The sequence below is a fragment of the Faecalimonas nexilis genome, assembly GCF_059731825.1.
Window position 1 is genome coordinate 3,023,927 of the sequence record NZ_AP029189.1, and the last position, 13,187, is coordinate 3,037,113.

13 protein-coding genes are annotated in these 13,187 nt (G+C 42.1%); all 13 read right to left on the reverse strand.

From position 1 onward, the window contains the following. Positions 1–99: 99 nt before the first annotated feature. Complete coding sequence (gene ltrA, locus AC6I5B_RS15160) at positions 100–1,947, reverse strand: group II intron reverse transcriptase/maturase (RefSeq protein WP_062807359.1); 1,848 nt, start codon at positions 1,945–1,947, stop codon at positions 100–102. Between the two features lie 696 nt (positions 1,948–2,643). Then, positions 2,644–3,132 (reverse strand): type IV secretory system conjugative DNA transfer family protein, encoded by a 489-nt coding sequence (locus AC6I5B_RS15165; protein ID WP_233435079.1) that lies wholly within the window; start codon positions 3,130–3,132, stop codon positions 2,644–2,646. A 93-nt stretch (positions 3,133–3,225) separates the two neighbouring features. Next, the gene (locus AC6I5B_RS15170; protein ID WP_195956100.1) at positions 3,226–4,389 is read right to left on the reverse strand and encodes a PcfB family protein; all 1,164 of its coding nucleotides are present in this window, start codon (positions 4,387–4,389) and stop codon (positions 3,226–3,228) included. Between the two features lie 10 nt (positions 4,390–4,399). Further along, positions 4,400–4,819 (reverse strand): hypothetical protein, encoded by a 420-nt coding sequence (locus tag AC6I5B_RS15175; protein ID WP_117854510.1) that lies wholly within the window; start codon positions 4,817–4,819, stop codon positions 4,400–4,402. Then, a complete protein-coding gene (locus tag AC6I5B_RS15180; protein WP_116441969.1) occupies positions 4,820–5,773 on the reverse strand; it encodes a hypothetical protein in 954 nt (317 codons plus the stop codon). It abuts the gene before it with no gap. After that, positions 5,774–7,189: a relaxase/mobilization nuclease domain-containing protein gene (locus AC6I5B_RS15185; protein WP_287643033.1), complete on the reverse strand. Its 1,416-nt coding sequence runs from the start codon at positions 7,187–7,189 to the stop codon at positions 5,774–5,776. It abuts the gene before it with no gap. A 3-nt stretch (positions 7,190–7,192) separates the two neighbouring features. Then, positions 7,193–7,516, reverse strand: coding sequence for a plasmid mobilization protein (locus AC6I5B_RS15190; RefSeq protein WP_025577448.1), 324 nt, complete (start codon positions 7,514–7,516; stop codon positions 7,193–7,195). A gap of 200 nt (positions 7,517–7,716) precedes the next feature. Next, the gene (locus AC6I5B_RS15195) at positions 7,717–8,001 is read right to left on the reverse strand and encodes a hypothetical protein (protein WP_497773436.1); all 285 of its coding nucleotides are present in this window, start codon (positions 7,999–8,001) and stop codon (positions 7,717–7,719) included. A 27-nt stretch (positions 8,002–8,028) separates the two neighbouring features. Further along, the gene (gene dcm, locus AC6I5B_RS15200; protein WP_287643032.1) at positions 8,029–9,552 is read right to left on the reverse strand and encodes a DNA (cytosine-5-)-methyltransferase; all 1,524 of its coding nucleotides are present in this window, start codon (positions 9,550–9,552) and stop codon (positions 8,029–8,031) included. Between the two features lie 232 nt (positions 9,553–9,784). Beyond that, positions 9,785–10,702, reverse strand: coding sequence for a DUF5688 family protein (locus AC6I5B_RS15205; protein ID WP_287643031.1), 918 nt, complete (start codon positions 10,700–10,702; stop codon positions 9,785–9,787). Continuing rightward, a complete protein-coding gene (locus AC6I5B_RS15210) occupies positions 10,692–10,940 on the reverse strand; it encodes a hypothetical protein (RefSeq protein WP_116441964.1) in 249 nt (82 codons plus the stop codon). The genes AC6I5B_RS15205 and AC6I5B_RS15210 overlap by 11 nt, the downstream gene beginning before the upstream one ends. A gap of 12 nt (positions 10,941–10,952) precedes the next feature. Then, positions 10,953–12,014, reverse strand: a complete 1,062-nt coding sequence (locus AC6I5B_RS15215) for a DUF3991 domain-containing protein (RefSeq protein ID WP_287643030.1) — start codon at positions 12,012–12,014, stop codon at positions 10,953–10,955. Next, positions 11,995–13,119 (reverse strand): radical SAM protein, encoded by a 1,125-nt coding sequence (locus tag AC6I5B_RS15220; RefSeq protein ID WP_287643029.1) that lies wholly within the window; start codon positions 13,117–13,119, stop codon positions 11,995–11,997. Before AC6I5B_RS15220 ends, AC6I5B_RS15215 begins: the two co-directional genes overlap by 20 nt. Positions 13,120–13,187: the final 68 nt, after the last annotated feature.

Consider the following 13,187-nt stretch of genomic DNA (forward strand, 5'->3'; position numbering starts at 1 on the left):
TAAGGCTTTGAAGTAATCTCCACCTTTTCCCCCGCTCTACACCGTACATGATGCTTTCGCATCATACGGCGTGCCATCATACTCAAGTAAATTTATAAGTTATCTTTTCTTAATTGGTAGTAATCCATAATTTTCACGCAATCGGTTGAATCTCCGTCTTTGCTTGTCGTCCATATTGAATCTCTTCATTATTCTGATAGTTTCTGAAATATCCTCTGTCATAACAGCTCGCCATATTTCCTCTGAAATAAATGCGATATTAGTATGCTTGTCTGTACCACCTTCACCTACTGGAATTTTCCTTATACATTTCATTTGATGTACATTCAGCCTATTTCCCATGACATAGCAGTTCCCCTGTTGCACGAGGTATGCAGAAATACTATTATCATTAAATTCAATGCTTTCATTAGGATTCCTATACTTCATCACATTTCGTAATTCCTGTGTTTCTACACATTGGACAGATTTATGAATCTTTTCTCTTCCTTTTGCTGTATAGCTGGTAATATCTTGTGAGAAATTTATAGGATGTTTGTGATGAACTCCTGTAAGTGGCAGTAGTGGCATTTTGCCTACTGTTATAATTTTGGTTTCTTTCTTGATTCCTACAGTTTTCTGTTGAAATTCATAGGGCGTTTCCGCAAACGGAATTGTACTTCCAATACATGATAATCTGGTTCTAAAGGTTGGTAAGAGAGCGTAATTAACATCCGTTAGATTGTTATATATGTTGGTAGCAATACAGTAATAATTCTGTATCCCTATCACTGCCATGTTATAGGCATTGATTCTACCAACAGTTGTGTGTTTCCTTATATTAATCACTTTTGCCTTTAATTCAGCAGTAATCTTTTTGATGGCTTTATCGCTCATATCAGTTTTAGCAATGTATCCATATCTGGTCTTGCCTTTTGGCAGGACTTTAATTTTGAATCCCAGAAAATCAGAAGAGTTCTTTCGGAGATTAACAACTTTGGACTTCTCCGGACTAATGTCGAGTTTTAATCTTGACTTTAAAAAGTCTATTGTCGCATGATAATATCTTTGTGCATCAGTATAACTTCTGCACATAATTTTAAAATCATCAGCGTAACGCACCACATACCCATCTTTTAGATTTGTATATTTTCGTGCATAACTCAACCAGCCCTTACTTCCTTTCATGTTGCCTTTCTTCACTCCATTTGGTGTAAAAGTCTCCCACTGGCTACTTACCCACCAATCAAGTTCATTCAGCACAATGAGCGAAAGTAGCGGACTAATCAGCCCACCTTGCGGTGTACCCTTGTCCGGTATTCCTTCTCCTTCAATTTCTGATTTTAATATTTTGCTAATGATACATAGCAATCGTTTATCTCGTATACCTAATGTCCATATCTGTTTTAGCAGCTTTCCGTGGTTTACATTATCAAAGAAGCCCTTGATGTCCACATCCACACAATAATAATGTTTATACATATTTACCATGCTGACAACTCTGCTGACCGCATGGTGGGCATCTCTATTTTGCCGGAATCCATATGAGTGATTATGAAACTTAGGTTCACAAATCGGCTCTAACACCTGTAGGATACACTGTTGTATCAATCTATCCCAGATACATGGAATCCCTAACGGACGCTTTTTATCGCTTCCGGGCTTAGGAATAAAGACCCTCCTGACTGATTGCGGATGATAATCTGCTAATTGTTTTCTGACAGTTTCAATTACTTCCCTGTCCGATAGACCTTTGATATCCTCGATTGTTTTACCATCTGTACCAGCGGTTTTACTTCCGCTATTGGTTTTTAGGTTTCGGTATGCCAGGCAAATATTCTGCTCTGAACCGATAATTTCTAATAACTTATAAAAGTTGTTACCATTTTTGCTCTGCTGATACAACTCATCGAATGCTTTCTGCATATCGTAATATTCGTTGTACCGGAGCTTAGCTTTCTTTTGTATGGTCTGTAACCTCCTATCTGGGAGTTATTACATCTCTTAGTCTTACTCGAACCCATACCATTTGTAACTTATTTACTCTAATATATGACTAGTGGCTATCCCTCCACCGCTTGTTATCACGGTTTCATCGGTACTATGCCACCGCTTTCACTGACATTATCTCCCTTATATCATCGCTAATCTCACGATGACTTTCCCGTTCGATACGTTTCATAGACAGTAAAATCTCCACGCTGTCAGCTTACGACGTTCCGAATGCGTTATCTGTTCCTATATACCCGTAGGTTCCCATCTCTGAGCCTGCTACCACATCAATGCCTGTAACATTGCACGGATTTTCATAAAGGCAGAAGTCTTACTCACCCGCAGTAGCAACACTAGTTGTGTTACTAAGCATTTATACTTAGTCCCGATATAGACCCGTACATTCGAGGGTTCGTCAGTGGATTATGTAACATCCACCATTCTAACCATAGGTATTTTATAGACTCCCGGCATATAGGATACACCATCCACCTCTGGACAGCTTTCGTCAACTACTATTGTTACGGTATCTCTCTGCCGACTTCACCGGGCTTCTGACATTTCAATGTTTACTCATTTCCATGCCAGCCGGAGTATTAGAGTAGCCTTTCAGGGCGTTACCCCTTCATTCGACTATTCACGCATTCAGTTCTCCAACTCGAACTAATTTCATTACAATAAACAATGATTCAGTTGAGATGTGCCAGTCCTTTTCAGACTGGAACGTCTCGCACCCCCTTTGGGATCTGTAATGATCTGGGAAGCCCTGCTTAACTGAAGGAGATTGGGTTTCACCATGAACAAGGTTTTTCCAGCGCCGCTTCCTCCGATTACCAGGACATTTAGGTTTCTCCTGGTCTTTCTGGTATTCATGGACAGCCTGACATTCTGGGATAAGATCAGATTATTGTGTTCATCTTTATCCGCAAACTGCTTTGCCACCTTTTTCGGATCTGCAAAAACAGCGGTACCAAATTCCTGTCCCGGCATATAGTTTTTCCGGCTGGTTACATACATGACCATACCGATCACATATACAAAAATCCCCAGAATGATTGCTTTTAAGGAAGTTTCGTTCCAATAATTGGCAAACGGGGCTGCCATCACCTGATCCAGACGGTTTAAAAAATAATTGATATCCTTTCCGGGCTGATAACACACGTTCAAGAGATAACCTCCATAGCCGGAAGCTATGCCACCAATAAGATACATGCCCCAGGACTGTTTCTTCTTTTTCTGAATTGCTCCGGTTCTCTACCTCCTTTGCCCCTGTATGGTTCTTCTCCCTGCTTCCAGGTTCTGTTGTGCCTTCCTGTAATTCTGCTCCCTTCTTCTGCGTATCTTTTCCTGCTCCTGTCTGGCACGTTCCCTGTGTACCGGGTCATAGCTTTCCCTATATAAATCTTCCCCCGAAGTTTTTCTAAGAAAACGGTCCTCCAGGTCTAAAATTGCATACTCCTTCTTCTTTTCCAATCCTGCAAAAATCGTCTTATGGTCATTAATCCAGCTAATTTCCGATTTATCCAGCCAGATAAATTCATTCTTACGGTACGGAATCCTGGTTTTGATATGATGCTCTGTTTCTTCATATACCAGCTTCTGGTCTATGGTAATGGCATTCACACCTGGATTGTTCCGTTTCTCCTTTTGGATACGCCGAATGACCTGCATCTTTTCTTCTGTTTCCTGGCTGCTTCCAGTGCTGCGTCTTTTGGCTTCCTCTTCCCCAAACAACTGTTTCCACTGCTGGGAATCTACCAATTCTTCAACCTGTTCCGGTGTCCTGGTCAGTGTCACCGTACCTTCCTTCCCTTTTTCCAAAATCCCCTGTTCTTCCATGTAGCAGATAATCGGCCAGATCTGAAGCCAGGTCATATTCAGACGGGAACGGACATTACTGATCTTCTCCACCTGGTTTTTCGCCAGCTCCCGCGCAACCAGTTCACACTCCTTCGGCTCCGGCAGGGCAGGCTTTTTTACTTCTTCTACCAACTGCTCTACCTTATCCGGCTCTGCATTTTCATAGTATTCATCTAACGTCCCAATATTGGAATGTTCAATTTTTGCCATCATGGACTGAATACGGGGCGCTGCCTGGGAATGGAACAAAATTTCACTCATACCGTCCTTCTCATTTAAATCCGGCAAAATGGAATATAAAATCCCATACTTATTTGCCAGGGCTTTTACCCGCTCCAGGTCTTTTGTTTCAAAACGGAAAACCTGTAAATCGCCTCCCATTTTCAGGAGCTTTTGTACAGAAGTTTTCCCTGACAGTTTTTCCTGATCCAGAACTTTTTTAAATACCGCACAAATATCTTTTACAAACTGCCAGCCTGTATTTCCCATTTTCAGAATGATTTCTGCGCCTTCAAAGGAAACTTTAATAATCTGCGCCGCATCTTGTATTTCACTCATGCGCTCCCTCCTATCCCATTGCCCTGTCCTTTTTTACTGGAACAGCCGCCTTTATTTTTCCTTCTGTAAGCATGGCTTCCAGGTCATACTGGATATTTTCCTGTTTTAAGAGAGCCTCCAGCATGTGGTTTGCTTTTTCCTTTTCATAGGTCATATACTGAAGCTGAAAAATATAATTCTCAATCTGCAAAATATTTTCCGGAACCTGAAAAAACGGTTCAAGGTAATGATAAAGAATACGCTCTTTTTCTTCCTTTCCTGCATGAGGCGCCTGTAACTGCAAAATAATTTTTTCTACCTCTTCCATAGACTCCTTATGAAAAGCAATACGGTACAAATCCTGTTTCTGCTCCCTGGTAAGAAAGGGCTGTTCCTTTTCGGCAGTTTCCAAAAGGGAAAATGTTTTTACCACATGTTCAAGTTCTGCCATTTACACACCCGCCTTCCGTTTCCGCATCAAAAGGATAATTTCCCGCATTTTTTTCATTCTCTCTGGTGAAGGGCTGTTCTCCATCACCTGAAGAATTTCTGCATCTGCCAGCCCACTTTCTACGCACTGGCGGATTTCTTCCAACTGTTCTGCGGACAGGTTATATTCCAGAATTTTCTCCACAACACTTTTGGGTACTTTTTTCCCAAGCATGGCAATCCCAAGCAGCCGGTGCTTACTTTTTTGTAGCCCTTCCGCTGTTTGTATGCTTTTTTCTTCCAATACCACTTTTGTTTCCCTGGAAGCAGCTTCTGTTTTTTCCCTGTATTTTTCTGCTTCTTTTTTCAGATCCTGAATTTCCTGCTCTTTCTTTGCCAGCTTTTCTTTTAATTCCTGTATGTTTTTATCTTTATATTGCAGGTTCTCATACAGGTCTTTAATCTCCTGGTTTTTCTCTTCAACAACATGCTCCTTTACCAGAGAGGACAAGGCTGTAAAACGGTCATTGCTTTCCCGAAACTGCTGAATGGATTGTTCCATGATCCCCATAAGATTTTTCATATAAGAACGCATTTCTTCATCTTTCGGAACTTCTTTTTTTGCCTTTGACTCTTCCAGTTGTATCCGCATGGTCCGCATACGGCTGGCCGGCAGTTCATTTCCAGCATAGGTTTTCACCTCTTCCAGATCCAGCCCGTTTTTTAAGCCCTCTACGATTTCCCGTACCTGGAACTGGTTATAATTTCCTTCACATAAAAAGTCGATTTCCCCAATCCCTTCCATAAGCCCTATGATGATTGCTTTCATCACCGGGGCTTCCTGGTTACTCTTAACTACCTTCTGGATATCCGAAACAGGAAGACCAAAATCCAGCCCCATAGAAACTGCGTCCATCTGTTCTTCTTTTAAAACTTTCCGGCATTCTTCCAGATACCGTTGTCCTTCTACTGTCATTTACCCTCCTTTTCCTCTGCCCCTCGCAGACGGTTTCCTATTCTTTTCCTTCTGCTGTGCTTCCAACTTTTCTTTTTCTTCTGCTTTTTCATGCAGACGCTCTGCAATCCTTTTTTCTTTTAAGATTTTTTTCCGTTCAATCCGCAAACGCTCCTCTTTCTCAAAGAAATAAGCGTCTGTCTGTTCTGCCTCAGACAAGGAATATCCCATTTCTTTTAACTGCCCAAGAAGGTTTTGGTATGTCTGGTGGTCTTGAAAAAATTCCTGATACCCTTCCTGATAAAGTTTTGCTTCCATCTGTTTTTCCTGCAGCTTATTGAGAAACAGAAGCATTTCCTCATAAGGAACCATTTCTTTTCGTAGCTGCTTTCTTGCCCTGCTGTTTTCCCAAAGCTGTTCCTTTGTTGCATCAGAAATGGCTTTCAACTGCGCCTTATCCTGTATGCGATAAGCTGCCAGAAAATCAAATTCCTCCTGCAATTTTTTCAATTCATGGATTGCTGCCCTGTATTTCCAGGTTTTAGAGTCTGCCATTGGTTTCCCCTGCCGGTACCTGCGAAGAAAACGTTCCTTCTGGTATCTGGTCAAATGCCGCTCCCTGTATGGGATAAACACATACGTCCATTCTACCGGTATCTCCTCTCCGGTCATTTCCGGGATTGGAAGGCGTCCAAAACGCTGCCGAAGCCTTTCCTCTGTATATTCTTCCCCTATCTGGTCAAGCCGCCTTGCCCTTCCTGCTCCGGGTTCCCGAACAGAAAGGCGCTTTCTCCCCCGCAACTCATATCCCATGCTGGAAAGATTTTCAAGAAATTCCTCATAAGAACCTGCGTCCTGTAATGCCTGGTCCACATCTCTTCTGATCCGCCTGTCCCGTTCAGAAAGAGATTTTTCTTCCTGTCCTTTTTGTTTGCGTTTTTCCTTTGCTTCTTCCAGATCCAGCACAGATAAACCATGCTCCCTGCATATCCGGTTGCTCAGAGGCTGAATGATGTTTTCCCAATCCCCGTTTTTATAATCGTATTTATATCCCGTAGTACAGCGTACTGAATTAAAAATAATGTGCCCATGAATATGGTCCGTATCATTATGGACTGCATAAACCGCTTCAAAATCCTTCCCAAGAAATTCTGTCACAAACTCTCCTACCACTTGGAAGGCTTCTTCTTCCGAAACCTCATCTTCCTCAAACGAAAGAATGAAATGGTAGCCCTGCCTTTTATCCAGCTTTCCAAAATGACGTTTGGTATCTACCATCTGGGATAATGCCTGTTCAGGAATACAGTTATGTCCACAGACATAGCGGCCATGTTCTGTTTTCTCCGGGTTCATAATATAGCGAAGACCGTTTGCCAGATGTTTTGCCGGATAGCCCGTTTTTGCCTGTTTCATGTGCAGGCACTTTGTAATTGCCATAACCTACAGCCTTTCCTGCACCTGGCTTACCAGTGTTTTTATCTGCTTCAAAAACACATACAGACGGTGTTTATCTTCCCTGGAATAAAGGGCGCTGTTATTGTTATGGGTAATCTGGTTAATGTTTACACCAATCCGGTTGATTTCCTGGTTCATGCGTTCCAGTTCCTGACGGATTTCCGGGTAATCCCTGGGACGGTTGGTAATCAGCATACGAAGGTACTGGGAATCGGAAAGCCCCATCTTTTCTGCCTGTTTTTGTAACTCTTCCAACTCCCATGAGTACAGCCGGATTTCTTTTCTGCATTTCATTGTTTCTTTTTTCATGCTCCCCCTTTCCTTATCTTTATCACATATTTCATCTACCGATTTCTACTCCAACGCTATCTGCTGTCAACTCCTAAGACCTGCTATCGGTCACCGTATAACTTCCCAGTGTCCAGACTGGCTATGCCAGTCCTCTGCAAGATACGGATTTTACCGTACAAAATCCCATCTTGTTAGGGGGACACCCCTAATACCCCGGATCAAATAGATAGCAAAACGCAGATACTGATAGCAGACCTGCGTTCCATATAGGTAAAAACCGATAGCAGTTCCAAACATCTGCTATCGGTTTTTCCACTTCCTACTTCTATTTCTGCTAACAAAACCCCAGTTCTGTTAGCAAATCTGCCAGCCTCCTGTGTCTGATGTGACAGCAGTTCTTCCATTCTGCTATCAACGCTTTTGCACAGACTCCCATGCAGGCTGCTTCTTCTTCCGCAATTTTTCTCTTTCCAGCAAGTATGGGAAGACTCTCTATGGACCATTTGCCGCTTTGGGTTTCTCTTATGAAATTATTGGTTTACCTGTTCTTCCAAACGCTCCAATGCCTTTTCAAAAGCTCCAATCCCACTGAAAAAGGAAGAAAGCCGAATATCCTCAAACAGATATGGCATGGCTTTGTATAGCTCCAGAAAAATATAGTACAGCACATCAACAACAATGGAATTTCCTGCCTGTTTGTAAAGCTGGCTGTTGCTTATGCCTGCTTCTTTTGCTTTCCGAAAATCCGTATCGGAAAATCCCATAAGCCGGAAGCATTCTAAAGGTGTCAGCCTCCGGATACGGATTAAAGACTCTAAACGGTGTATTCCATTTGATGTCGTAAGCGTAGGGCAGAGTTCCCCATGCTCCTGTACCCTTCCCCGTTTTTCCACAGACGGATAACTAAGATTTACAACACCATTTTCCAAACATTCCTCATAACCTTTCTGTGTCTTTTGACGTACCAGAATGATATTATCTTTTTGTACAGAAGTAAGGGTATGGCAGACTTCTTTTTCTCCCAGTTCCAAAGTCTGCACAATCCTGCCTTCCGGGTCATACCTGCCCCGGATTGCTCCTGGACATTTTTCTACAATCTTTGGCTGGTCATGTCCTGCCAAAACTGCACCGCTGCTTCCTAAAGGGGAATAAATAACCCCGCTTGAACCATAGCCGGTATGAATATCTCCCACTTGAAGAATTTTGGGCTGCTGTCCGCCACCACCACAGGCAGTTACCGTAGGGCAGCACCCGTCTGGCAGATAAACCCGTCCAGTCTGTTCAAACACCCCTTTGATATTTCCGGCCCTCTTTACCCGGTTTTCCCGAAAAGCCTTCAGGATTTTTTCGTCCGGCTCAAACAAAAGGGCTTTTCTCTCTTCCATATCTTCAATCAAGCGGCGTACTTTTTCCTGGGATAAGTAGTATCTTTCCTCTACCGTATCCTCCAGAATATCCATAAGGCACTGGAAGGACTCCAGCGGTTCCGGAAACTGGAATTTTCCATTATCCATTTCCTTCTGTATCAAAATCAGATATACCCGTTCCCTGTTCTGGGGTATTCCATAATGCTTTGCATTAAGAACACTCCAATAGGTGTGGTATCCGTATTCATGCAGTTCTTCTTCAAACAACCGGAATGTGGTATCCCGGAATTTTTTTCCTACAATATTTTTTACATTTTCATAAATTCCCCATACTGGTTTGACACCCCGTATCATACGGAGCCACTCCACCAGAAGGGAAGAACGTGTTTTATCAATATCATGGGAACCACACATGCCGCAGGCGTCCCTTTTGGAATAATGTACCTGCAGAGGGTTATACTCATACCCGCAGCTTCGGCATTTCCAAACCGCGCCTGCCTGCTTGCCTGCCAGGGAAAAATCCTGACAGGGGCTTCCGCCACAAATCATGTTAAACGGTTCAATCTCCCTTTCGTCCACTTTTGTAATATCTCCCAGATTCAATGTTTCACTTGTACCATGAATCGCACAATAACTCTTTGCTGCATATTTATCAAACTCACAAAAATTTACCAAACTATATTTCATTCCTCATATTTCATGAGGTGTAGCTACACATTTTACCTAGGATTACTCACTTATTTCCTCCTGTCTCCTAAATTTTTTTATAGTCTTCATGAGAAATCCACAGCTACAAACGAAATATCCATCTGGCATTACCTTACAATCATAGAATCACCCCTTCCCGTATCCAGAGTTTACCCTTCTGTCAAAAATTCTGTTGGTCTGCACCACCTCCTTTCTACATCTTTCCGTTTTCTTATCTCTTAATAGGCTCCTGCTTTTCAGGATTTTGTATTTCCTTTGTTCTTTGTTCTCCTGCCAGTTTTAGTTCTCTGGTATAACTATCATAAACATATACCTCATTTGATAAAAAATCTGCCCCTACCAAATCTGGTTTACTGTTTATATCCCGAACCATTGTTTTGAGTTCTTCAATCGTATGCGCATGTGTATCTACTGCCAAACACTCATGAATACTAGCAGGAAGAATATAGGTTTCCCCTCCAAAAAAATCCGCAATTTCATCCATGATATCTTTATTCAGAATAGAAGCAGCTCCCCAATTTTTATTTTGGTTTGTAACACAATACATCTCTTGTTCCTTCGGTATCTCTATATCCCCAGGTCCAAAAAGTCTACTAATTGAAAATACTTCCGTTTGATTTTTAAAAGAAGGATCATCAATAAGTTCCGCTAAAAATTGTTTCGGTTCTATCTGATGGTAGTTGAAATATTCTTCCGGCAATTTTACACTATACTCCGTACCAGGGACATTCCATTGGAAGATAATCTCCAGATTTTCAAACGGAACATGCGCCAGCTTCGGTCTAAACTCCAGGCTTTCTTTTGGAATAAAAGCAGGTATAATATTTTCTTTTTTCGCTTTCAATATCTGGATATTTTTTGTAAACTGTATTTCGTCTTTTGCCTCATGAAGTGTCCCTGCATAGCTTTCTATAATGGAGGGAAAGCTTATTCCCTCTTTGTACATACGATAGAAATCTTCTGCATAAGTGGTAATTCCTACATTACTTCCTTCTGGACGAAATACAATGCCATGATTCTGTTGTCCATTTTTATATACCATACGAAAATCTATGGTTCCCTTTACTTCCTCTGTGACAAATTCCAAAATCTGCTTTTTCAACTCTTCATAAAACATATCAAAATCCATGTTTTCCACCCTTCCTAACATCTCTTTTTCTGATATTTGCCAGCACTCTGGACACATACACCTGCTTGGGTATCCCCATGCGGTATCCCTGCCGCTCATAGCTCTCTTCGATAAACGCAACCCGTACACGTCCATGCAATTTCCTCTTTCCTATCCACTGCACTACTTTTTCCATCTCCGCTTCGCATTCGTCGATCTCCCATTTTTTGAAACATTCCTCATCATAGCTATTTTCCAAAAGAATACCCTCCTATCTTGCCTGTGCTATCTGGTATGGTACTATGTTCCTGTGTCCTACCGTTTTCTTTATCTTTTGTATTTGTGTCCCTTTTGTTTCGGTAAGAAGCGGCCTTTCCTTTTCTACCAGGCTGGAAAGCTCCTGGTTCTCCTTTTTATACTGCAAAAAAGCATTATAATCTTTTCCCATAGGTGGAAGACGTACAAAAACTTCATACTCCATAAGGGTATATTTTTTTGCCAATTTTTTTGCCGCTTGTCTTCCCCGCAGGTCATTATCCAAACAGAACTGTATCTTCCTGATATGAGGATAATCTTTTAAGAACTTTTCCAAAGGACCATCGGAAAGCATTCCAAGTACCAGGATATTGTTCTGATAATCTCCACGCAGTTCCATATCGGACATGGCATCAATGGCCGCCTCATATACATAGATCGTATCACTGTTTCGGTCTACCAGATTAACCCCATAAGTTTTGTCATTCCCCGTAACATCTCCTTTAAAGGGTTTTCCGTATTTATCCATAGTTCCCCTCTGGCTGGCAAAACGTGGGATACCCTCCGGATCTTTTCCCACAAAAACCAGGTTATGATACGTTCCGCTCTCATACAAAATCCCCTTTTTTACCCAAAAATCAATCATCTGCTTTGACAACTTCCGCTGTTTTATCAGATAGCCATATAACCGACGGCTGGTTTCTGATTTTGAGGGAAGTACAAAAGGTTCTTTCGGTATGTCTTTTTTCTGTTTTGTTTCTTCTATCTTTCCAATCTGTCTTTCCGGTTGAAATTTTTGCATGGTTTCAGTACGGATATATCCGGCAAACTCCAGCAGATATTTGACTGCCTCCACAAAATCCATGTTTCTGAAATATTCCAGAAAGTCAATGGTACTGCCACCTACCCCCTGGCTAAACCGGCACCAGGAAGACCGGTTGAAGATCATCACAGAATCCATACCCACTGCCTGATAGAACCTGCCCTTCCTTTTCAATGGAATCCCTATCTGCTCCGCCAAATCCACTAAGTCCACTGCCTTTGCAATCTGAATTTCTTCAGCCGTAAATTTTCCCATACTGTACCTCTTCATATTTCATATCCAGATAATGTGCCATTTCCGGGTGCAGAGCTTCAAAAGCAGTCAGGTAGCGGAAAGAGGAACTATGCTCCCCCTGTCCGATACAAAATTCCCTCAGGCTCTTTTTTGAATACTGAGCGGGCTGGTTGCACCAACGACTTAGGTTGATATACATCCCCTTATAAATCTCCGGTGCCCGTTCCCATGCAGCATAGCGCATCAAATAAGCCAGACACTTATACCGCATCAAAATCTCAATCCGTATGAAAACGTCCCGAATATCCTTTGCCCAAAAATCTGCTTTCCAGGTTCCTTCCCAGTCATAGCCGCACAGTACATACAGCTTAACTTTCTGATAAGGAACTGGGATCACTTCCCGCAAAAGTTCCAATTTTCTTACAATAAGTTCCTGATCTTTGATATGGTCAAAGGCAAAAATCATACCATTATCCAATTTTCCAGATGCCAGAAGTTCCATCTGCCTTTTCTGCATAATCCGCAGATCCAGCCCTTGCCGGAACTGAAACCGCCTGCCTGTTTCCAGGATACTGGAAAAGATTTTTTCCCACTCTGCACAGGCAAAAAAGTTATCGTCCAAAAAGCATAACTTCTTTCTGGACGGATCATAAAATTCTTCCAATGGGCTTGCAGCTACTGCACCGGTGCTGTTTTTGTTTACACAGAAACTGCACTTCCGAAAACACCCCCTGGTGAGGAAACCAATGGAATAATTCGTATAAAATTGGAACTCCTTCTTCTTTTTCTCTCCTTCGCTATGTTCTTTTACCATCTGGTCATACAAATGATAGTCCGGTGTATGATGTTCCATTTCTTTGGGAAGTACCGGTGCTTTATCGTAAAAAAACCCGGTTCCTCCATAAACGGTTGTTTCCTTCGCCAAAATATGTTCCGGCACAAAGGTATCCGTAAACACTTTTGATACATAGAGCCGGTCATATTCCCCTGCCTGGCTATAATCCAAAAGAAGTTCTGTTTCAAATCCCTGCTCCTTCCAATAAGCGGAAAGTTTCATACATGCCAAGTTAGGAAACCGGTGTCTTTTCCGGTATAAAAGATCTGCATCTATAATCCCTATCCTCAACGCCTGCTCCTTTCCATACGGGTAGTTCCGGTTTTCTGCCTCTGCTTACTTACTTCTTTTCTTTTTTT

What these genes read in the sequence shown, in the direction of transcription:
- AC6I5B_RS15170 (WP_195956100.1), bottom strand. Translation starts at nt 4,389, where the DNA reads ATGAGTGAAATACAAGATGCGGCGCAGATTATTAAAGTTTCCTTTGAA.
- AC6I5B_RS15175 (WP_117854510.1), bottom strand. Translation starts at nt 4,819, where the DNA reads ATGGCAGAACTTGAACATGTGGTAAAAACATTTTCCCTTTTGGAAACT.
- AC6I5B_RS15180 (WP_116441969.1), bottom strand. Translation starts at nt 5,773, where the DNA reads ATGACAGTAGAAGGACAACGGTATCTGGAAGAATGCCGGAAAGTTTTA.
- AC6I5B_RS15185 (WP_287643033.1), bottom strand. Translation starts at nt 7,189, where the DNA reads ATGGCAATTACAAAGTGCCTGCACATGAAACAGGCAAAAACGGGCTAT.
- AC6I5B_RS15190 (WP_025577448.1), bottom strand. Translation starts at nt 7,516, where the DNA reads ATGAAAAAAGAAACAATGAAATGCAGAAAAGAAATCCGGCTGTACTCA.
- AC6I5B_RS15195 (WP_497773436.1), bottom strand. Translation starts at nt 8,001, where the DNA reads ATGGTCCATAGAGAGTCTTCCCATACTTGCTGGAAAGAGAAAAATTGC.
- dcm (WP_287643032.1), bottom strand. Translation starts at nt 9,552, where the DNA reads ATGAAATATAGTTTGGTAAATTTTTGTGAGTTTGATAAATATGCAGCA.
- AC6I5B_RS15205 (WP_287643031.1), bottom strand. Translation starts at nt 10,702, where the DNA reads ATGGATTTTGATATGTTTTATGAAGAGTTGAAAAAGCAGATTTTGGAA.
- AC6I5B_RS15215 (WP_287643030.1), bottom strand. Translation starts at nt 12,014, where the DNA reads ATGGGAAAATTTACGGCTGAAGAAATTCAGATTGCAAAGGCAGTGGAC.